Raw genomic sequence first — 19,910 nt, forward strand, 5'->3', positions numbered from 1 at the left:
ACATCCACTTCCTATTCTAAGCTTCCTCTAGTCTTTGTTTCTATTTAGTAAATAAGCATTGCGTCTCCAAAGCTAAAAAAGCGATACTCTTCTCGGACAGCCTCTTCATAAGCTTGCATGATATGCGTCCTTCCAGCCAGAGCGCTAATCAGCATGAGCAGGGTTGATTTCGGCAAATGGAAATTCGTTAACAGAGCATCCACGACCCCGAAGCTATATCCCGGATAAATAAAGATACTCGTCCAACCCTGCGAAGGCTGGATAACTAATGGCTTCCCATCTTCCGCTCCTCCTTGCTCACGACTGATACCTGCGGCGGTTTCCAACGTTCGGGCAGATGTTGTTCCTACAGCAACAACACGTTTCCCGTTCGCTTTGGTTTCATTGATCGCCGCTGCGGTTTCAGCGGAAAGCACGTAATACTCCGCGTGCATTTGATGCTCTTCAATGGTGTCTACGGACACAGGACGGAATGTGCCTAATCCCACATGCAGCGTAACGAATGCAAGACGAACCCCCTTCGCTTGCAGCTTCTCCAAGTAAGCTTCTGTGAAATGAAGCCCTGCTGTTGGCGCCGCGGCCGAGCCCTCGTGTTTCGCATACACGGTTTGATAGCGTTCCCTCTCCGGCAGCTGTTCCTTAATATAAGGAGGCAGGGGCATCTCCCCTAATCGATCCAAAATTTCATTAAAAATGCCCTTATAGCTGAATTGAAGAACACGTGCTCCCATCTCTCCAACTTCAACGACCTCCGCCGTCAGCAGAGGCTCTTCCTCCTGGTTCACTCCAAAAACGGCCACAGCCCCCAGCTGCATGCGCTTCCCAGGCTTTACCAAGGCCTCCCAACGGTCCTCACCGAGCTGTTTCAAGAGCAATAGCTCAACCTTGGCTCCCGTGTCTTTCTTCATGCCAAAGAGCCGTGCTGGAATGACTCGTGTATCATTCATCACGAGCAAGTCCCCGGCTTCCAGATAATCAATGAGTTGTTCAAAAGTCTGGTGACCAATTGCTCCGGTCTGTTTATTCAGCGTAAGCAGTCTAGACGCTGTGCGATTAAGCAGCGGCGTCTGGGCAATCAATGATTCAGGTAATTCAAAGTCAAATGCTTGTACATCCATGAGTGTGTATTCATTCCTTAGTTATGTTGACTCCAGTATAATATGTCTGAAGTATTTTTTTATAATCATAGCCTTGTTCTGCAAAACCTCTTGCTCCCCATTGGGACATTCCTAATCCATGGCCATATCCTGTGCCGCGGAATACGAATTGTTTGCCTTGCGTTGGTGTTACCGAAGGTGTGTTTGGGGTTCCAATTGGATCCGTTGGTTTAGCCAACCCTGTGGTGCCTAATGCGGTCAAATCCGTTTTCTTGAGCGAGGTCGGCTGGGATTGATTACCGGAAAGCACGTAGACGGAGTCATTGCTTGTAGTGCCCGTCCCGGCACTTCCGCCCCCCACGATCGCCAGATTGGCTCCTTGCGGGGTACTACCAGTATAACTTCCTGCTCCTTCAATTTCAAACAGGGTGCTGGGCAAGCCGCCAAGCACAGTGCGCAGGGCGTCAGGATATGGCACTTTTACTACAACGCCATTTGCTTTGAGCTCTGTAACCCTTCCAGACGGACCGCGTGCAGATATCTCCAGGGATGTTAGTTCACCGTTGATTTGTACCCCTGCCGCTGTTAATTTGCTCTTCATCTCACTCGGCGTATAAGGGCCTCTCATCCAAGAGTAAGCATTAGATTCTTTTTCCTGCCCTATGACGAGTACTTTTTCCTTAGCTGCAAGCTGATCAATAGAAGGATTCGCTGTATTGTCCACGTACGGCGCCAAACGGACATTGACGTTTTGATCGGTAGACTCGTAGTAAGGGGTACCGTTCTTGTCTTTCTGGCCGGTATCCTTCAAGTACTCCGCGGAGACATAGCCCAAACGGCCATCCGTCAATTGAATGCGATACCATGTTGCTTTGCCATTTTCCGCTCCTTGATCAGGACTAGCCACGCTGCGCAAATAACCCACAGGATTTCCCCAAACCTCGGATGGATCTGCAGTTTTCCCACCGGAATTCGATGAGAACACAGGTGAAATCAACCCGCTTTTATCCGAAATGACTTCATCTTTCGTGGCATCAACCGCTTGATTTCCTGCCGGGAACTCTTTTTGCATACCGTAATAAGCTTGATCTAACGTCGTATCCGTCACTTGAGCGATTTCGTATTTATTTCCCTGTTTAATGGCAAACGTGCGGGCCGCGACCGCTTGAGCCTTTAATGCCTCTGCTGGCCATCCGGAGCCAAGTTCCGCACCTAAAACGCCATATAAGTAGGACTCCATCGGCACTTCATTTACCAATGCTAATTTATTCTGATATGTACTGATTTCCATGTCGCCACGATATTTGCGATCTGCTTTTTCTTTTACAGTTATTGCTTCACCTTTGGAGTGAACCAACGTTTTTTGCTGACCAGCTCCTGCTGTGAAATGCGGGACAGGTGTAGTTCCATTCGTCGACGCGGTTACGTCTGATTTGCGAATAAGATAGGACGCCTTCGTATTGGCGGCTTGCAAAGGAATGGCAGGAACCGCAAGCATAGCGGCCTGTTTTACCGTTTCTAACTGAGCAGGACTCGCTTCGTTGCCAATCCATACACTATATGCCGGCTTACCTGTGGCATCATCTTGCAAGGCTACATCTGCTTGAATTCCAGCTCCAGAATAAACAGCCGCTTGCTGCAAAGCAGCAGCCTCTGACGCAAACGTACCCGCGCTTAAATGGAGCGGCCCTGTCACTGCAGGAGGGGCTTGCTTCGTGAACGAAGCCACTGTCACATCTTTTAGCGCTTGAGCTGAAGCGCTTTCTGCCGCCTCCATCGTAGGGAAGCTGCCGTAAAATACCTGAAACATTGTTTTCCCTTGTTTCACCCGGCTTAACACGTAACCATCCGCTGACATGGTGGCGAGTTTCGCACTTAATCCTTTAGCAGCAGCGAAGTCCGTCGTTTCCAGCATCATGACACTGTACTGATCCAATGACATGCGGATGGTGCTGTCTTGGAGAGTGAGCCAGAGCTGATCGGCGGCACCGGCTGAACTGCGTACATTGATATCCATTCCGCCAGTCGAGCTGAGTGTCGTAACCGGTTCTATTAATTTATATTTGGCAGAATCTATGAATAAGGCAACACGTACTTCATCCAAATGCGATATTCCCGCTGCATGCGCAGGGATCGTCAACACTGGAACTGTTCCAAACGTTAAAGCAGCCGTCGTAATCAAAGCTAGTGTTCTGGGGGCTAACAGCTTTTTTGTTCGTTTCATTCGACAATATTTCCTTTCTTTTGCAGCATTCTACTAAGTTAGACTCTAGCAAAGCGCAGAAGTTTTGTTTTTTAGTAGAATAAAATGGTAAGACTTTAAGTTGCTGCTCAGGTGTATGCTGTCGTTCTAGGAAATGAAACCTCAGACGTCGCTCGCGTAGGCTCATCTCGTAGCGGTCTCAGGAGCCGTTATTGGGGCAAATTCGGCTGGATTTGAGGCGCTAACGGACTGAGGTGACGTTATTCACGGACTTTGTCACTGTTTTGAGCATATTCATGCTCAATAGCGGCATCTGAGTCCGTTAGATGCTAATTTTGCGACAAAAGGTGCAAATAGGGTCATCTCAGTCCGTTAGTCGGCGGCTTGCGCTCGCAAGGGGGAGCTTGTAGCTGGCGCTTGCAAGGAGTAAACAGTAGTAGGTGCATAGGGGGAAAGGTAGTTGGTGACCGCTGGGAGTAAACGGCATCTGGTGTACGCAGGGAAAGTAAGTTTGTGGTCGAAATAAGCTCAACTGTCGAAGGAAACATCGCCAATAGTAACTAACTAGTTAAAGTGCATAAACCCATCAGTAGGCGCTCAAGCATAAGTCTCGTCATACCCACCAATATGCGATCAAACGTAAGTCTCCTCATACCCACCAGTAGCTGCTCAAACCCATCAAATGACAATTCTCCGCCGCCAAGTAGCGCCTCTTTCTGTAACGGACTCAGGGGACGTTATTTGGGCAAATTTGGCTGGGTTTGAGGCACTAACGGACTGAGGGGACGTTATTCACGGACTTTGTCGCTGTTTTGAGCATATTCATGCTCAATAGCGGCTCCTGAGTCCGTTAGATGCTAATTTTGCGACAAAAGTGGCAAATAGGGGCATCTCAGTCCGTTAGCCGGCGGCTCGTGCTCACAAGGGGTAGTCAGTAGTTGGCGCTCGCAGGGAGTGAGCAATAGCTGGTGCACAGAGGGAAACGGTAGCTGGGAACCGCAAGGGAAAAACTAGTACCCCGCAAGGGAAAGAAGTTTGTGGTCGAAATAAGCTCAACTGTCGAAGGAAAAACCTCGCCAGTAGTGGCCAACTAGTTAAAGTGCCCTAAACCCCACCAATATGCGCTCATGCGTAAGTCTCCTCATATCCACCAGACACGACAGCAACAAGTAACAAAAAAAGGGAGCCTCCCGGCTCCCTCTCAAGTTCCTCATGACCGCTGTTCCGGCACCGGCAAGCCCAAATGATGGTAGGCCTGCGGCGTAACGATTCGCCCTCTCGGCGTACGCTGCAAAAATCCAATTTGCAGCAAATACGGCTCGTAGACGTCTTCGATCGTCTGACTCTCTTCACCGATGGTGGCAGCGATCGTCTCCAGCCCTACAGGGCCGCCCTGGAAGCTCTGGATGATCGCCCTCAGCATCTTATGGTCGATCTCATCCAGACCCAGGTCATCGATCTGAATGCGCTTCAGCGCCTCTTTGGCGATGTCCAGCGTGATGATGCCATCGCCCTTCACCTGCGCGAAGTCGCGCACCCGCTTCAGCAAGCGGTTCGCGATACGCGGCGTGCCACGCGAGCGCATGCCGATCTCGCGCGCGGCTTCACCGACGATGCCGACCTGCAGGATGTCGGCCGTCCGGGAGACGATGTAGGTGAGCTCCTCCACCGTATAAAACTCCAGCCGGCTGACGACTCCGAAACGGTCGCGCAGCGGCGCAGACAACAAACCGACGCGCGTCGTCGCGCCGACAAGCGTAAACGCCGGCAAGTCCAACCGCACCGAGCGTGCGCTCGGCCCCTTGCCGATGATAATATCAAGGGCAAAATCCTCCATCGCCGGATATAACACCTCTTCCACCGTACGGTGGAGGCGGTGAATTTCGTCGATGAACAGCACGTCGCCCTCCTGCAGGTTCGTCAGGATGGCAGCCAAATCGCCCGGCCGCTCAATGGCGGGGCCGGAGGTTGTTCGGATGTTCACGCCAAGCTCGTTGGCGATGATATTGGACAGGGTCGTCTTCCCGAGCCCGGGCGGTCCATAAAGCAGCACATGATCCAGCGCTTCCTTGCGCATTTTGGCGGCTTCGATATAAATCTTGAGGTTCTCCTTAGCCTGCTTCTGGCCGATATATTCAGCCAAATAACGGGGACGCAGACTGTACTCTATGACGTTGTCCTCCATCATCAAATTAGCCGATATAATCCGGTCATTATCCATGGTGATCCTCCTACGAGCTTTCCCTAGGAAAGCTTTCTTCATTGGCTAATACTTGCTACATCGTATACAAGGCTTGCAGGGCAAGCTTCATCAAAACATCTGTAGAATCCGAAGGATTTGCTTTGGGCTTCACTTGCAGCCATGCGCGGTCCACTTCCGCTTCCGTGTAACCAAGCGTCATCAGAGCCTCTTTCGCTTCCGTCCAAACTTGGCCGCCCTCCGTAATTTGGGCTGAACCCACAACGCTTAAAGCAACAGCAGCTTCAGGACTCGAGAACGTCACTGAACCTAATTTGTCCTTAAGGTCCAAAATAATCCGCTGCGCCGTCTTTTTGCCGATGCCTGGCAGCTTCGTCAGGAAAGCCAAATTTTCTTGGCTAATTGCCAAAATAACAGCTTCCGGTCTTCCACCTGCAGCAAGGATACCCAAAGCCACTTTAGGTCCAATCCCCGTCACATCCAGCAGCAAACGGAATAAAGCCTGCTCATCTCGCGAGACAAAACCGAATAGTAAATGAGCGTCTTCCCTCACGTGATAATGAATGAACATCGTAACTTCTTCATTATCCTTATGCGAAAGCGCATAGGGATTAGGACAAAATACTCGATAACCTACGCCGTTCACATCCAGCACAGCATACTCGCTCTCGCGAAGCGCCACTTTTCCTCGTAAGAAATCTATCATCTTTTTCTGACCTCATTTATTCTAGATTGCAAAGCAGAAGAATGTGCATGGCAAATAGCAATCGCCAGAGCATCAGCTACATCATCAGGCTTAGGCACCTGCGATAGTTTGAGTAATATTTTGACCATTTCCTGGACTTGCTTCTTCTCCGCATTCCCGTAGCCGACAACGGATTGTTTGACTTGAAGAGGCGTATATTCCGCTATGGGCAGACCTGCCTGAACACCGGCTAGAATCATGACACCACGTGCTTGGCCTACGGTAAATGCCGTCGTTACATTTCGGTTAAAAAAAAGCTTCTCTATGGACATTGCGTCCGGTTTATACTTTTCTATCAATTGCGTTGTAGCGTCGTAGACATCCTTCAGTCTCAGACCTGGATCGGTATGTGCTTCCGTCTGAATTGAACCATATTGCACAGGAACAAGCTTGCTGCCAATTTTATCAATAAAGCCAAAACCTACAATCGCGATCCCCGGATCAATCCCCAGAATACGCACAGCATTTCTCTCCCATCTAAAAAAAGCGAACATATGTAGTCATTTCTCATTATAGCAGATAACAAAAAAAAGAGATAGACTCGGGATTCCCCCTTATCTACCTCACTTTTTTGCTCCATTATGGTCTTGTCATCGCTTTTTCTGTTTCTTCCACGGCATAATCGCTGAATGTTGATAATACGCTATTATACTCCTCCATATCAGAGATGCGAATGCCCTCACGCAGCTTTTCCACCGTATCCGGGGGCAGGCTGCTTTCCAAATGCTTGATGTTTAGTTGGAAAAATGTCCGTATCACGTTATCTTTGGCAGGAGTGCCGTTAAACAACGAGAGATTGCTGCTTCCGTCAATGCCGAATACCGCTTTCTCTTTGCATGCCGGAGACAAATCTTCAATATTTTCGGTAAATGTAACCTCTCCGCTTGGACTGACGCTGAGCAGCCAGTTCGGATGTTTCATTTGCATATCAAGCAGCTGCTCTGAGGTTTGCTGACCGAGTGTGCTCTTCTCTTCACCGCAAACGTAAGATTTAAGCAGGTAGCTTTCCCTGGTATCTGTAATCCGCTTCAGCGTTGCTTCCGCTTCTTTCAGACGCTCATCGTCTTCCGGCGTTAATTGAGCCATCGTAGCTTGAGTCGGAGAATGGTCTATACCTGAAAAACCATCTGTCGCGTAGCCAATAAAGCAAACCGTACCTACAAGGAAGATCATCCCTAATGTCAACCAACTGCGTTTCCAGCGCAGCCTTCTTTTCCAATGCTTCAAAAAACGTTGTACATTCACTGGTATCCCCTTCTATTCTCTTTTTTCGTATTGTTTCCATTTGCATGAGACGCTATACATCATTTACCATAGGGAGAGTAGCATCAAACCAATCAAGACGGACGGTGAAGCTCTATCATGAAAGGTAAAAGACGAATCAAGCGTACAACACTCCTGATTATTGGAGTTGTCCTATTATGGGGAGCCGTTGCTATTTGGAATGAAGTACTCAAAATTGAAAAAGGCGTGCCTACACCTCGCTCAACTTCAGCCTCATTTCCGACCACTGACATGAAAAGTAACCAAACATCCATAAATTCGGCAAATAATGGGAATGTTCTGAGTATAAAATAACTATAAAATTTGACTGTTGCCACAGAAATGATATAGTCAGAAGTAGATGAAATATTCTCATACTTATTCATGAAAAACGATATATATCTGAAAAGGCTGCCAGCTGATTTTCTTCAAGAAAATGCTAAGCCTGATCTTTCGAAGACAGTTTTCTTACGAAAACGCTAAGGAGGGGAAACACCATGAATGTCGCAGAACTTCAATTAATTCAATTATCCAGACGAGGCGATCGCAACGCTTTCGTTGAATTAGTCGAGTTATACCGGAATAAAATACAAAAGCTTGCATTCCGCATGCTTCATAACAGGCCTGATTCGGAGGATATCGTTCAGGAGACATTTATTCGCGTTTACTTGAATTTGAATCACTACGATGAAAGCCAGAACTTCTCTACCTGGATTTATCGGATCGGCAAAAATGTCGCGATTGATTTGTTGCGCAAAAAGCGGCCTGTTCAATCCCTAGATGCTGAGCTGAGCGATCACGACGATGATTACAGCTATTACAGTAAACTCGCAAGCCAGGATCAATCGCCGGAGCACGCTGTGCTGCAAACAGAAATCCAAGATCACATGCACACTTCCATTAATAAGTTGGCCGACAAATATAAAAGCGTCATTACGCTTTATTATCTGGAAGAGCTTTCGCTTCAAGAAATTAGCACCAAGCTTAACTTGCCGATTACAACGGTAAAAACTCGTCTGCACCGCGGGCGGGAGCTGCTCCGCAAGAAATGGGGCATGAATTTCGTCGTTGGCCTTATGGTCTTCTTCACCATCGGAATGATTGCATAATGGTTCCGTCAGCTAAAATAATAAAAAGCCTCCCCATCCACGGACTGTGGACTTAGGAGGCTTTTTTGTTATTCAGAAATTAATCCAAGGAACATTGGGTCTGGATTCCTGGGAGTCTAAAACTGCTCTTTGCTGACGTCTTACGAAGGCATTGAGCGCGTCTGTTCCGGTCGATTTCGCTTTTTTGGAAGCACCGCCGCTATGTTTGGCTTTCCCTGACTTGTTCGTGCGAATATCGATTTCTACGACTTCATCTTTGTCGCTTTCTTTCGTAAGTTCATGCGTATGAACTTGCGGCATCATTGGCGACTCGAAAGGCGCTTGATAGTGAGCTCCGGCATAAGGGATTCCATATGGACCCGGTTGAAAAGCAAACGGATTATGCCCGGATTGCCCCATGTCAAAAGGAGATCCTTGCGGATATAAGTCAGGCATGTAAGGCATATTCGGCATCGTGTTCATGTCAGCCATGTTCGGCATCGACGGCATCGTGTTCATGTCAGCCATGTTCGGCATCCATGGCATTGTGTTAATGTCAGCCATGTTCGGCATCGATGGCATCGTGTTCATATCAGCCATGTTCGGCATCCATGGCATTGTGTTCATGTCAGCCACGTTTGGCATCGACGGCATTGTGTTCATGTCAGCCACATTCGGCATCGATGGCATTGTGTTCATGTCAGCCATGTTCGGCATTGATGGCATGCCGTGATGGTAGCCATGATGCTGCCCTTCCCATGGATTTCCTAATGGGTTAGCAGCAAATCCTTCTGGTCCTGTCATCCATGGCTGCTCCATGATGGCAGGGCCCCCACAGCCGCACCCCTCGTTGCTCACAGGGAATGTGGGCATCTGAGTATGATGAGGCGCTTGTTCCCACGGCTGCTGTTGATACGGCATAAATGCCGGATGCGCCGCTGCTTCTTGCTGATTAGCCTCTGGATAAGCGAATACTTCCGTCGCAGTAATATGAAACTGCTTGAAAGGATGAGTGGCTGGCTGCTCGTATGGTTCTTGCAGCGCAATATCCTCTGGCTCTCCACTTGGCACTTCAGGCATCAAAGTCTGCTCTGGGGCAGTCGCAGGAACAGTAGGCATTGGTTGCATTGGTTGCATTGGTTGCATTGGTTGCATTGGCATTGGCATTGGCATTGGTTGCATTGCCTCTGGCATCGTTTCTTCCGGAGCCGGGATATATGGCGGCGGGCTTGCATCGCTTGGCGTCGTCGGCTGTGCCTCCGGCATATGATCGAAAGGCATCGTCGACGCTTTTGGAGGGGAATGATGCGTCGTGTCCGCAGCTCCATGATGCATTTTGGGAACAAAAACAACTTCCCCTGTCATAAGTACGTTGGGATTCTTCAGCTGCGGATTAGCCCCAATCATCGCCTGTAGAGGTACATCCCAGGCTTTTCCAAGCTTCCATAAGCTGTCTCCCTGCTGAACAATGTGCTTGTAAACGAACTCAGACGCAGGCGGATCGACCGGCTTCGGTTTGGAAGGGATCTTCACCTTCATGCCGATGTCCAGCACATTGGGGTCTGCAATTTGCGGGTTGAATGCAATGATCTGATCCAATGTACTATGATATTTTTTTGCGAGCTCGTACAGGGTATCTCCCTTTTTGACAATATGGATTTTCAACACCTTACCTCCTTTTTTCGTTAGAAAAAACTGGCTTTGGAAGCTTATTCACAAGCAATTTTTCATAAACCCTGCTAGCTAAGCCACCTACATATTCACAATGATATTACATCTTATGCACGTTTCTAGGCTTTTGCCCCTTTCGGACAAAAAAAATCCCCCGCGCTGGAGAGCCGGAGGATCTTAGAGTTAATTCGTATAGGGATAGCTAGGATAACAGCCTAATATGCGGACCTGACACCCAATCGCTTCAATTTCTTGAATCGCCGATGGGAGCAGAACGGAGTCCAAAGAGCCCGCTATATCAATGTAAAAATAATAAGTGCCCAATTTTTTCTTCGTTGGCTTGGACTCAATTTTGGAAAGATTGATTCTCCGCCAAGCGAAGGCTGAGAGCACCTGGTGAAGAGCGCCCGGATAATCTTCCGGCAGCGTGACAAGAATTGTCGTCTTCATGTCCTCCGAGGATTTCAGCTCGGAAGCTTCCTTGCCGACCAGCAAGAAACGTGTCATGTTGTCTTTGTGGTCCTGGATTTCTTTTTGCAGCATAGGCACGCCATAGTTCGTAGAAGCAATGGCCGTTCCGATGGCCGCAACCGAAGGATCCTGAAGAGAAGAAACAATCCGTACTCCTTCTGCCGTAGAACTGACTTGTTCAAATTCCGCTCCGCTTAAATATTGCTTCATAAAACGGCTGCACTGTGCAGGCACGACGTGATGAGACAGCACCTTGCGGATATACCCAAATGGATTCGAATCATCCGTTCTCCCCTCAGGAGCAGGGTACCCGATGAGATTCATATCGATGGGAAACACCCATTCCGCCCGAATCGGAAGATCCACTTCATGAACGAGCCAGTCCACATGCAGATGAACGGAGCCTTCAAGTGTATTTTCGATGGGGATAACGCCCAGATCCGTTTCACCGGACGATGTTGCGTTGAAGACTTCGGAAATTAACTTATAAGAAACGTAGGTAAAGTCCTCGCCCAAAAAATGGCGGGTAGCCTCTTCCGAAAAAGTGCTCGGTCCAAGAATCGCGACTCGCTTCATGCATGAACCTCCTTGTCTACGAAGGACTGGAGATCCCCGTCGTTTTCCTGCAGCGCAGTCGTTATTACACCTTCACGGCTTGGCTTTAACCACAACGTCTGTGCCTCGATACCTTCCTTAGCCAGCGTCTCTTTCAAAAAACCTTCCAGCTCCGCCTTGCGGCCGCTTCGCTGGTCCACCAGCGCTAGCATGGTTGGCCCTGCTCCGCTTAGTGCAACCCCAAGCGCGCCGTGATTCTCGGCTTGCTCGAGCAGCGTCTTCATGCCGGGAATAAGAGGCGCGCGATACGGCTGATGCAGCGCGTCCTTCATGGCATGACGGATCATCCCCAGGTTGCCTGTGATAAGTGCGGCAACAAGCAGCGATGAGTGGCTGAGGTTGAACACCGCATCCTTCATGGCTACCTGCTTCGGCATAACGCCTCTCGCCTTCTCTGTAGCCAATTGGAAGGCTGGAATCGCCACCAGCACCTCCAGGTTCGGGTCCGGCTCGATCCGGATGGATTCCGCCTTCTCTCCGTCCCAGAACGCAACCACGATGCCGCCAAAAAGGCTTGCTCCTACATTGTCAGGATGCTTCTCCAGGCGGCTTGCAATTTGGAACAGCTCATATTCTGTGAGCTTATTGCCAATCAGTGCATTGGCTCCGGCCAGAGCGCCAACAATCGCCGACGCGCTGCTGCCCAGTCCGCGGGTTAGCGGAATATCGCTGTACATCGAGATAGACAGCTCCGGGTGGGAGACGCCTGCTTCTTGAAATACCATTTGCGCAACTTTATAAATGAGATTCGTCTTGTCCGTTGGAATCCCGTGCATTTGATCACCGATCAAATCAATCGTGGTTTGCTCCGAGATGGCCATATCAATCCAGGCATATAAATTCAAGGCCATCCCCAGTGAGTCAAAGCCAGGACCTAAGTTTGCCGTACTTGCCGGCACTTTCACTCTTACCTTTTGCACTGCCTTATAACTCATTTCGAAATTGCGCCTCTTTTCAATAGATTAGCCTTCAACGCGGTAGACGCTTTTGATGGCGTGGATAACGTCCATGGATTCAAACTGCTTCAGCACATTTTTCATGCTGGCTTGGTTGGCGTCATGTGTAATGATGATAATTTCAGCTTTCGGGTTGTGCTTGTTCGGATGCTGGAAGACGGACTCCAGGCTGACTTCATGCTCAGCAAAAATTTGCGTAATTTGCGCAAGCACACCAGCTTTATCTTCAACGTGCAAAAGAATGAAGTTTTTGCATGCGATTTGCTCATCCGTTTTCAGTTTCTTCTCCTTGTAAGGGGCAAGCACCCTGCGTCCACTCACACCAAGCTTCAAGTTCTGGACAACGGCAACCAAATCCGCTACAACAGATGTGGCTGTAGGCAGTTCGCCTGCGCCGGCTCCGTAGAACATTGTCTCGCCAACCGCTTCGCCCGTCACGTACACGGCATTGAACACGCCATTTACGGAAGCAAGCGGGTGAGAGCTCTTCACCATCGTAGGCTGAACGCTTACGGAGATATGTCCGTCATGATTTTCAGCAATACCAAGCAGCTTCACTTCGTATCCTAATTTCTTGCCGTATTGAATGTCTTCTTTTGTTACTTTAGAAATTCCTTTTGCTTCGACATCGCTAAGGCTAACATTGGCATGGAAACCAAGTGTGGAAAGAATCGTCATTTTGCGGGCAGCGTCAAGTCCTTCAACATCGGACGTCGGGTCAGCCTCTGCATAACCAAGCGCTTGGGCTTCTTTCAGCACATCAGCGTAAGCCGCGCCTTCTTGGCTCATTTTGGTTAAAATATAGTTCGTTGTTCCGTTAACAATCCCCATGATCTTCGTAATACGGTCAGACGAGAAGCCCTCTACGAGTGCACGGATGATCGGAATACCGCCGGCAACACTTGCTTCATAGAAAACGTCACAGCCGTGCTCAGCTGCTTTCGCCAAAATTTCAGCACCGTGCATCGCCATGAGATCCTTATTCGCCGTCACAATGTGCTTTCCGTTGCCCAGAGCCGTTAGAATATGATCTTTCGTAGCGGAAACGCCGCCCATCACTTCAACAACGACATCAATTTCGCTATCGCTGATAACATCCCAAACATTTTCAGTCAGCTTGTCCGCGTCTACGGAAATGTTGCGAAGCTTTGATTTATCTTGCACCAAAATTTTGGCAATTTCGATCGCAGAGCCTGTCTGACGGTGTAAATCCTCTTGATGTCCTTCAATAATACGTACGACACCTGTTCCTACTGTGCCTAGTCCCAGTAATCCAACCTTGATCGGTTTCATTTCGTTCGTCCTCCCGAATAGTAGTATGTTTATCTTAACTGCCCTGACCGATAATCACGGCACGCTTAACTCCTTCTTGCGACTGCAGCCGGTCCAAAATCTGACGAATCTCTTCCCCCATCGTTGAGGTTTCAACAGAAATGACGACATTGGCCATCCCTTGCAGCGGAATCGTCTGATGAATCGTAAGCACATTCCCTTCCAAATTAGCTATAAGCGCAAGAACGCGGGACAAAATCCCCGACCGATGCTCCAAATCCATCGAAATCGTTACGATACGCTCTCTTTCCAGCTTATTTAGCGAATGAATGCCATCTTTGTACTTATAAAAAGCGCTGCGGCTGAGTCCAACCTGTTCCACGGCATCATGAATCGTCTTCACTTCACCCCGAGCGAGCAGCTCTTTGGCCTGTACCGTTTTCAGTACACCTTCTGGCAAAATATCTTCCCGGACTAAGTAGTACCTCTCAGGACCGGTGTGCTTGATCGTTTGTAGAAACTCTTTGCTTTCCGGCACGACCTTACCGTCCTCTCTAGAAAGACTATTGTTTACCTATAGAGGACATTATATCGAATCGTGAGGTCTGAAGCAATAGGCAAATTGCTCTGAAACTACCTTCTTTGCAGGAGCTAGTTTACTTGTGCTAAGCTGAGTGTACTAGAAAAAGAAAGGGATCGCCACCATGATTACATTGCGTATGATGTCTACCGCTCTCCTATGGAACAGCCGGAATGAATTGCTTATGATGAAACGCTCTTTAACGCGCACACTGTCCCCTGGACTGTGGGCTGCCATCGGGGGTCATTTAGAGCCAGATGAACTAAACAACCCGCGTGCCGCGTGCTTACGTGAAATATGGGAGGAGACTGGCATAGAACACGATGAAATCCAAGAACTTCGCTTGCAGTATATTTTACTGCGTTTGAATGGACAAGAAGTTCGGCAGCAGTTTTTCTACGTCGGCTACACCGATGTGAATCCCCGTATCACGACCCCTGAAGGTGAGCTGCACTGGGTTCCGAAAGATCTTGTTCTAGAACGTCCTCTTCCATTTATTTTCAGCAATTTGCTGGAGCATTATTTAGTTGCTGGACCTACTACAACCCCCTGGATCGGCTCTGCTGGCGTAAGCGAACAAAGCAATTTACCTACCATTCATTGGCATCCATTTGTTGATCCTATGGAAGTATAAAAAAAAGCAGACTTCGATTTCGAAGTCTGCTTTTTGAATTTTAAAGTGCGCTGCCGCCATATAAGAAGCGGTATTCCCAGTGACGATTTTCAAAGGAATCAATGCGAACTCCGCCGCTTTCCTTGGAATACGTCGATAAAATCTGCCCATTGCCTAAGTATATGGCCACGTGTGAGATTGTTTGTTTCGATTTATCGATACCGCTGTAATTTGACTTGCTTGTCCCTTTGTAATCCATGAAGAACATGAGATCGCCAGGTTTCAAATCATGCCAATCGGTTTTGGCGTTACCGAGTGATTTCACATAACTCCCTTGCCCTCTGGAGTCGCTTGGCAATTTCAACCCAATCCCGTCCAAGAAAGCTTGACGAACGAAGTCAGAGCAGTCAAACGTGTTGGTATTATCACGGCTAGACCCATATTCATAAGGTGTTCCTAAATATTTTTTGCCGGCCGCAATCACTTTTTGCGCTTTTTCACTGGCGGTTCCGCCGCTTGTACCACCGTTATTGTTTGAATCTCCTGGCGATGTTACACCTGAAGTTTTAATGTACTTGGAATCTGTGCTTACATATCCTTCCTGGCCATCGGACGCTCTTACTTTGTACCAATAACTGTTCACTTTGGACAAGATGGTCACTTTCTCGCCTGCCTTCAAGTAACGAATACGGGCAGCATCCGTACTTGCACCTTGGCGGAAACTGACGGAGCTTACAATTTGTCCCGTTGACGTTGAACCGCTGTTATTATCGGAACCGTCCGGCGTTGTCACGCTAGACGTTTTTATGTATTTGGAGTCGGTGCTTACATATCCTTCCTTGCCATCGGATGCTCTTACTTTGTACCAATAGCTATTCACTTTGGACAAGATGGTTACTTTCTCGCCTGCCTTCAAGTAGCGAATACGGGCAGCATCCGTGCTTGCACCTTGACGGAAACTGACGGAGCTTACGATTTGACCCGTTGTGGTCGTCGTAGCGGCCGAAGCTTCTTTGGCCATAGGAACGGTAACTGCGCCGAAAATAAGTGCTGGAACCAGCGCTAGGGTGAGTATTTGTTTTTTCATGTTGTATGCCTCCTTAGCGTTCTGCTTTTCACGTTGTGCATCGACTTTCGTGATCTTGCTTGTGCCAGGTCGTCCGGCACCGAAAGCGTTGCCTCTTATATCATTTCGCAGGGGGGAGCTTGTTTCAGAGGGTAGAAATAAAAAAAAGACCATTTTTGCCGAATTAACCGCAGAATGGTCTTTTTATCCAATTTTTGAAGAGGAATCGTTGTGAGGATAGTCTTGCAGTGTGAAACGATGACTCTGATCCACCCATTTCTGCATCACCTTCTGAGCTTCTCTCCTTTGCAATAAAGATTCCGCTAATTGAAAGCCTTCCTCATAACTTCCCACCTTATCGAACCAAGTCAATCTCAATCCAGCATTAAAAATAACGTGATCACGCTCCCGCTTCAGCTCTTCGGTATTCTCACCGCCGATAATACGGCGCAGCGATGAGAGCTGCTCAGCCTTGTCCATGGGCTGCAGGGGGCCGCTTAGAAAGCCGAATTTCTGCGGTTCCACCACGCGCGACTCGTCTCCCCAAGGGGTCACGATGCGGATTGTGCTGTTTTGGTAAATCGGCAAATCTTCAGAGCCCTCGATACCGTTCACCAGATAAATGCTTTGTACGCCGGATCTCATAGAGATGGGAATGAGCGACTCCATCGTTTTCCGCTGATTGACGCCAATAATCATATTCATGGACTGTACAGGATTCATCACTTTCTCAATCATATCGATGACCGTTCTCAGCCCTATCTGTTCACGAACCTGTTTCAACTTTCCAAGCGGTGGACAGAGTTGATCGGTATCCAGGAAGCCAATGTGCAAATGAAACAGCATGGTTTCCCAAGCTTTGGCCGATAAATCCATGGCAACGCCGAAGCTTTCCAAAATTTCTTGCATGGCTGTTCCCTGTCTTGACGGGAGAGAATCGCCTCCATGCAGCACTTGGGAGAAACCTACTGAGGCAAGCAAGAGACTAACAGGTAATGTAACGGGAAAAAATTGACGCCCTTCCGTAGGGCCTGCACAATTAAGCGAATCCGCAAATGGATGATAAGGTTGGGCATAGCTGTGAAAAACGTCAATAAACGCCCTCATCTCTTCATCAGCTTCACCTTTCATACATAGCGCCATCAAGAAAGCTGCACATTGCGCGTCGGTAGAATTTCCTCTGGCCATTTCATGCGCTGCTTCCAAAGCTTCTTCGTACGTGAGATCGCGCGTGGTTCCCTGCTGGCCCGAACCGATCGCTTGAATCCATCTTTTCATCGTTCATCCTCCTTCCTATTAGAGCTCCAGCCCTTAAAATTAATGTCATGTTTAATAACATAAATATTGTTTTTATAAGGAAATCGTAATACTTTCCAATTTATATGTCAAGTATTGTGACATTAATCAGGGCGCGCCACAACAAAAAAACACCCATCCCAAAGGATGAGTGTTCCCATTAGCCTTTTTCATCAAACTCAAAATCAAAATCACCGATCTGAATCGTCTGTCCATGCACAGCGCCCCGGCTGCGCAAATCTTGATCAATCCCCATGTTCCGCAAAATGCGGGCGAATCGCGCGACGCCGTCCTGCGTGCTGAAGTTCGTACGTTTGATCAACTTGTCAATCGAAGAACTCTCGATCACGAAGACATCGTTTACGCGACGAATCGTGTAATCATTCTCTTCTTGTTTCTCGAAGCGATACACTTTACGCTCTTCTTTCTCTGCTACGCCTTCCACTTCAGGCGCTTGCGGAATGCTCTCTACGATTTCAGAAATCTTATAGAGAAGCTCCTGCACACCACCACGTGTTAAAGCGGAGATTGGATACACCTCAAACTCTTTGCCATCTGCAGCAAGCTGTTCCTTGAACAAAGCAAGATTGTCCTCGGACTCCGGCATGTCCATTTTATTAGCAACAACGATTTGCGGACGCTGCTCCAATTTAGCGTTATAGAGCTTTATTTCCTCATTGATCATCAGGAAATCTTGATAAGGATCGCGTCCATCCGCTGCGGACATGTCCACGACATGTACGATAACTCGCGTCCGTTCCACATGACGCAGGAACTCATGCCCAAGGCCCACGCCTTCGTGCGCTCCTTCGATCAAACCGGGAAGGTCCGCCATAACGAAGCTGCGTCCGTCGCCGACATCGACAACCCCAAGATTCGGGGTAAGGGTTGTAAAGTGGTACGCTGCGATTTTGGGCTTCGCGGCAGAAACAACCGACAGCAGCGTAGATTTCCCTACGCTAGGGAAACCGACTAGGCCGACGTCCGCCATCACTTTCATCTCCAGCACAACCCAGCGCTCTACACCTTCCTCGCCGTTCTCGGCAATCTCCGGCGCTGTGATGCGCTGTGTGACGAAACGCGTGTTGCCCCGGCCGCCACGGCCGCCTTTGGCCACAACGACTTCCTGGCCATGGCGCGTCAAGTCTGCGATGATTTCTTGCGTATCATCGTCAATCACGGTTGTCCCCGGCGGGATGCGAACGATCATGTCCTCCGCGTTAGCGCCGTGCATGGATTTATTGCGGCCCTTCTCGCCGCGATCCGCCTTAAAATGCTTCTGATAGCGGAAATCCATCAGGGTACGAAGACCCTCGTCGACGCGAAAAATCACATCGCCGCCATTGCCTCCGTCACCGCCGGCTGGACCGCCTTCCGGTACATATTTCTCGCGCCGAAATGCAACTAAACCATCGCCGCCGTCGCCGCCTTTTACAAAAACCTTCGCTTTATCTACAAACATTTCTACACCTCAACTAAGATGGGACTTTGGTCAATGAAAGCCCAAGATCCCTCTATTATGTAAGAAACGGCAGTCGTACCGTGATAACCGCTTCTTCCTCTTGCCAATCGCTATTCTCAAGTGAAGATGAATGGGCATGAGAGCGCAACATTTCCTTCACTGCGTTTTCCAGCTGGTCCCTGCGATAAGGACCTTGATATACGAAATCAAGCAGTAAGCCATCTTCTTGAAGCTCAAATTCCAAGCTTAGTTTGCCGCTCTCATCGTCACTTGTTGCCGCATGCGCCTGCACGCATTCAACCGTTTGCCTGACTAATCTCTCAATCAGTCCGCTTCGCAAAGGAAGCTGTCCCAAATTTATCTCTTCGTCTAAGGCAACTTCGAGCTCTAAGGACTTTGACTGCACTCGGAACAACAGCAAGTAAGCAATTAAAGAGGGGATACCCAGCTTGGATAGATTGCTTTCCTGCTGCATAGTCATTTTTATTTTTTCCATATAAGGCTGTAAATTATCAAACTTCTTCAACTGAATATAACCAAATAAAATCTGGGTATCGTTCATCCAATCATGACGCAATCGGTTGATGACCTGTATCAAATTCCTCTGAGCAAGCTCTTCCTGCTCCCGAAGTTCTTGGTGCTGTTTCTCTCGAACGCTGCTTTCCTGCAATTTAAAAGCTGTGTAACCGCAAATGACGACGATTAGGAGTAATGCCACCCTGACAATCCAGGGTTCTAGAAATAACATTCCCGTTAACCCAATGAGCACAAGTGCCAATAAATAAGCCTGTGCGCTGCTCACTCGTTTCATTCCCGTCCGCTCCGTTCTCCCTGCTTTGTAACCGTTTATCCAGTATAGCATGGCCATCTTGCAAACGTCACCAAACAAATGAGAAAACCTCTGCCCTTGGCCATCCATAATGACTGACCGCGATTAGAGGTTATCTTCATATGAGGAAAAAATCCCTGACGGGCTTATCGCTCGCCAGGGATTCTCATTACGCTTCTAGAGCTGCAGCCACAGGAGCTACATCAACTGGGTATACACTCACTTTTTTGCGATCGCGGCCAAGACGCTCGAATTTCACTACGCCTGGTACTAAAGCGAAAAGTGTATCATCCGAACCAATGCCCACGTTCGTTCCTGGGTGAATTTTCGTACCGCGTTGGCGATAGAGAATGCTTCCTGCAGTTACGGTTTGACCGTCTGCACGTTTAGCGCCAAGGCGCTTAGAGTGGGAGTCACGTCCGTTCTTTGTGGAACCTACACCCTTCTTGGAAGCGAAAAACTGGAGATCCAATTTCAACATGA

Annotated in this window: 18 protein-coding genes; 2 read left to right on the forward strand and 16 right to left on the reverse strand. The window is 48.6% G+C overall.

The window, feature by feature from the left end; all coding sequences use genetic code 11:
* Positions 1 to 44 precede the first annotated feature (44 nt).
* From queA to ACKTT9_RS31995, 6 genes are all read right to left on the reverse strand, one after another.
* On the reverse strand, positions 45 to 1,118 hold the full coding sequence (gene queA / locus ACKTT9_RS31970; protein ID WP_407869187.1) for a tRNA preQ1(34) S-adenosylmethionine ribosyltransferase-isomerase QueA: 1,074 nt from the start codon (positions 1,116 to 1,118) through the stop codon (positions 45 to 47).
* A gap of 10 nt (positions 1,119 to 1,128) precedes the next feature.
* Positions 1,129 to 3,321 carry a SpoIID/LytB domain-containing protein gene (locus ACKTT9_RS31975; RefSeq protein ID WP_407869188.1) on the reverse strand — a complete coding sequence of 731 codons (2,193 nt, stop codon included), beginning with the start codon at positions 3,319 to 3,321 and terminating at the stop codon, positions 1,129 to 1,131.
* Between the two features lie 1,189 nt (positions 3,322 to 4,510).
* Positions 4,511 to 5,521 (reverse strand): Holliday junction branch migration DNA helicase RuvB, encoded by a 1,011-nt coding sequence (gene ruvB / locus ACKTT9_RS31980; protein ID WP_127455327.1) that lies wholly within the window; start codon positions 5,519 to 5,521, stop codon positions 4,511 to 4,513.
* Positions 5,522 to 5,576: 55 nt separating this feature from the next.
* Complete coding sequence (gene ruvA / locus ACKTT9_RS31985; RefSeq protein WP_127455326.1) at positions 5,577 to 6,206, reverse strand: Holliday junction branch migration protein RuvA; 630 nt, start codon at positions 6,204 to 6,206, stop codon at positions 5,577 to 5,579.
* Positions 6,203 to 6,706: a crossover junction endodeoxyribonuclease RuvC gene (gene ruvC, locus ACKTT9_RS31990; protein ID WP_127455325.1), complete on the reverse strand. Its 504-nt coding sequence runs from the start codon at positions 6,704 to 6,706 to the stop codon at positions 6,203 to 6,205. The genes ruvA and ruvC overlap by 4 nt, the downstream gene beginning before the upstream one ends.
* 118 nt (positions 6,707 to 6,824) lie before the next feature.
* Entirely contained in the window at positions 6,825 to 7,490 is a 666-nt protein-coding gene (locus ACKTT9_RS31995; protein ID WP_407869189.1) for a BofC C-terminal domain-containing protein, read from the reverse strand.
* A gap of 515 nt (positions 7,491 to 8,005) precedes the next feature.
* Between ACKTT9_RS31995 and sigW the strand changes: the two genes are divergently transcribed.
* Positions 8,006 to 8,617 (forward strand): RNA polymerase sigma factor SigW, encoded by a 612-nt coding sequence (sigW, locus tag ACKTT9_RS32000; RefSeq protein WP_127455323.1) that lies wholly within the window; start codon positions 8,006 to 8,008, stop codon positions 8,615 to 8,617.
* Positions 8,618 to 8,689: 72 nt separating this feature from the next.
* On the opposite strand, the gene ACKTT9_RS32005 is transcribed toward sigW, so the two are convergent.
* From ACKTT9_RS32005 to ACKTT9_RS32025, 5 genes are all read right to left on the reverse strand, one after another.
* Positions 8,690 to 10,261, reverse strand: a complete 1,572-nt coding sequence (locus ACKTT9_RS32005) for a LysM peptidoglycan-binding domain-containing protein (protein ID WP_407869190.1) — start codon at positions 10,259 to 10,261, stop codon at positions 8,690 to 8,692.
* 189 nt (positions 10,262 to 10,450) lie between these two features.
* Positions 10,451 to 11,314, reverse strand: coding sequence for a prephenate dehydratase (pheA, locus tag ACKTT9_RS32010; RefSeq protein WP_407869191.1), 864 nt, complete (start codon positions 11,312 to 11,314; stop codon positions 10,451 to 10,453).
* Positions 11,311 to 12,288, reverse strand: a complete 978-nt coding sequence (gene thrB, locus ACKTT9_RS32015) for a homoserine kinase (RefSeq protein WP_407869192.1) — start codon at positions 12,286 to 12,288, stop codon at positions 11,311 to 11,313. The genes pheA and thrB overlap by 4 nt, the downstream gene beginning before the upstream one ends.
* Before the next feature lie 27 nt (positions 12,289 to 12,315).
* Positions 12,316 to 13,602, reverse strand: a complete 1,287-nt coding sequence (locus tag ACKTT9_RS32020) for a homoserine dehydrogenase (RefSeq protein ID WP_127455320.1) — start codon at positions 13,600 to 13,602, stop codon at positions 12,316 to 12,318.
* Positions 13,603 to 13,636: 34 nt separating this feature from the next.
* Positions 13,637 to 14,119 carry an ACT domain-containing protein gene (locus ACKTT9_RS32025; protein ID WP_407869193.1) on the reverse strand — a complete coding sequence of 161 codons (483 nt, stop codon included), beginning with the start codon at positions 14,117 to 14,119 and terminating at the stop codon, positions 13,637 to 13,639.
* Positions 14,120 to 14,285: 166 nt separating this feature from the next.
* On the opposite strand from ACKTT9_RS32025, the gene ACKTT9_RS32030 reads away from it, so the two are divergent.
* Entirely contained in the window at positions 14,286 to 14,795 is a 510-nt protein-coding gene (locus ACKTT9_RS32030) for an NUDIX hydrolase (protein ID WP_407869194.1), read from the forward strand.
* 40 nt (positions 14,796 to 14,835) lie between these two features.
* Here ACKTT9_RS32030 and ACKTT9_RS32035 read toward each other — a convergent pair whose 3' ends face one another.
* The 5 genes from ACKTT9_RS32035 to rpmA all read right to left on the reverse strand — a co-directional run bounded on the left by ACKTT9_RS32035 (position 14,836) and on the right by rpmA (position 19,908).
* On the reverse strand, positions 14,836 to 15,861 hold the full coding sequence (locus tag ACKTT9_RS32035) for an SH3 domain-containing protein (protein WP_407869195.1): 1,026 nt from the start codon (positions 15,859 to 15,861) through the stop codon (positions 14,836 to 14,838).
* A gap of 183 nt (positions 15,862 to 16,044) precedes the next feature.
* Positions 16,045 to 17,118, reverse strand: a complete 1,074-nt coding sequence (locus ACKTT9_RS32040; protein WP_407869196.1) for an anthranilate phosphoribosyltransferase — start codon at positions 17,116 to 17,118, stop codon at positions 16,045 to 16,047.
* A 178-nt stretch (positions 17,119 to 17,296) separates the two neighbouring features.
* The gene (gene obgE, locus ACKTT9_RS32045; RefSeq protein WP_407869197.1) at positions 17,297 to 18,598 is read right to left on the reverse strand and encodes a GTPase ObgE; all 1,302 of its coding nucleotides are present in this window, start codon (positions 18,596 to 18,598) and stop codon (positions 17,297 to 17,299) included.
* A 55-nt stretch (positions 18,599 to 18,653) separates the two neighbouring features.
* On the reverse strand, positions 18,654 to 19,466 hold the full coding sequence (locus ACKTT9_RS32050) for a Spo0B domain-containing protein (protein ID WP_407869198.1): 813 nt from the start codon (positions 19,464 to 19,466) through the stop codon (positions 18,654 to 18,656).
* A gap of 130 nt (positions 19,467 to 19,596) precedes the next feature.
* Entirely contained in the window at positions 19,597 to 19,908 is a 312-nt protein-coding gene (rpmA, locus tag ACKTT9_RS32055; RefSeq protein ID WP_127455314.1) for a 50S ribosomal protein L27, read from the reverse strand.
* Positions 19,909 to 19,910 lie beyond the last annotated feature (2 nt).

Origin of the sequence: Paenibacillus sp. P36 (assembly GCF_045866505.1) — a bacterium.
GTDB classification, from domain to species: domain Bacteria; phylum Bacillota; class Bacilli; order Paenibacillales; family NBRC-103111; genus Paenibacillus_E; species Paenibacillus_E chondroitinus.

Excerpts from the sequence above, each read along its gene's own strand:
- ACKTT9_RS31975 (WP_407869188.1), bottom strand. The coding sequence starts at position 3,321 with ATGAAACGAACAAAAAAGCTGTTAGCCCCCAGAACACTAGCTTTGATT.
- sigW (WP_127455323.1), top strand. The coding sequence starts at position 8,006 with ATGAATGTCGCAGAACTTCAATTAATTCAATTATCCAGACGAGGCGAT.
- ACKTT9_RS32040 (WP_407869196.1), bottom strand. The coding sequence starts at position 17,118 with ATGAAAAGATGGATTCAAGCGATCGGTTCGGGCCAGCAGGGAACCACG.
- ruvB (WP_127455327.1), bottom strand. The coding sequence starts at position 5,521 with ATGGATAATGACCGGATTATATCGGCTAATTTGATGATGGAGGACAAC.
- thrB (WP_407869192.1), bottom strand. The coding sequence starts at position 12,288 with ATGAGTTATAAGGCAGTGCAAAAGGTAAGAGTGAAAGTGCCGGCAAGT.
- ACKTT9_RS32020 (WP_127455320.1), bottom strand. The coding sequence starts at position 13,602 with ATGAAACCGATCAAGGTTGGATTACTGGGACTAGGCACAGTAGGAACA.
- ACKTT9_RS32030 (WP_407869194.1), top strand. The coding sequence starts at position 14,286 with ATGATTACATTGCGTATGATGTCTACCGCTCTCCTATGGAACAGCCGG.
- ACKTT9_RS32035 (WP_407869195.1), bottom strand. The coding sequence starts at position 15,861 with ATGAAAAAACAAATACTCACCCTAGCGCTGGTTCCAGCACTTATTTTC.
- queA (WP_407869187.1), bottom strand. The coding sequence starts at position 1,118 with ATGGATGTACAAGCATTTGACTTTGAATTACCTGAATCATTGATTGCC.
- ACKTT9_RS32050 (WP_407869198.1), bottom strand. The coding sequence starts at position 19,466 with ATGGCCATGCTATACTGGATAAACGGTTACAAAGCAGGGAGAACGGAG.
- pheA (WP_407869191.1), bottom strand. The coding sequence starts at position 11,314 with ATGAAGCGAGTCGCGATTCTTGGACCGAGCACTTTTTCGGAAGAGGCT.
- rpmA (WP_127455314.1), bottom strand. The coding sequence starts at position 19,908 with ATGTTGAAATTGGATCTCCAGTTTTTCGCTTCCAAGAAGGGTGTAGGT.
- ruvA (WP_127455326.1), bottom strand. The coding sequence starts at position 6,206 with ATGATAGATTTCTTACGAGGAAAAGTGGCGCTTCGCGAGAGCGAGTAT.
- obgE (WP_407869197.1), bottom strand. The coding sequence starts at position 18,598 with ATGTTTGTAGATAAAGCGAAGGTTTTTGTAAAAGGCGGCGACGGCGGC.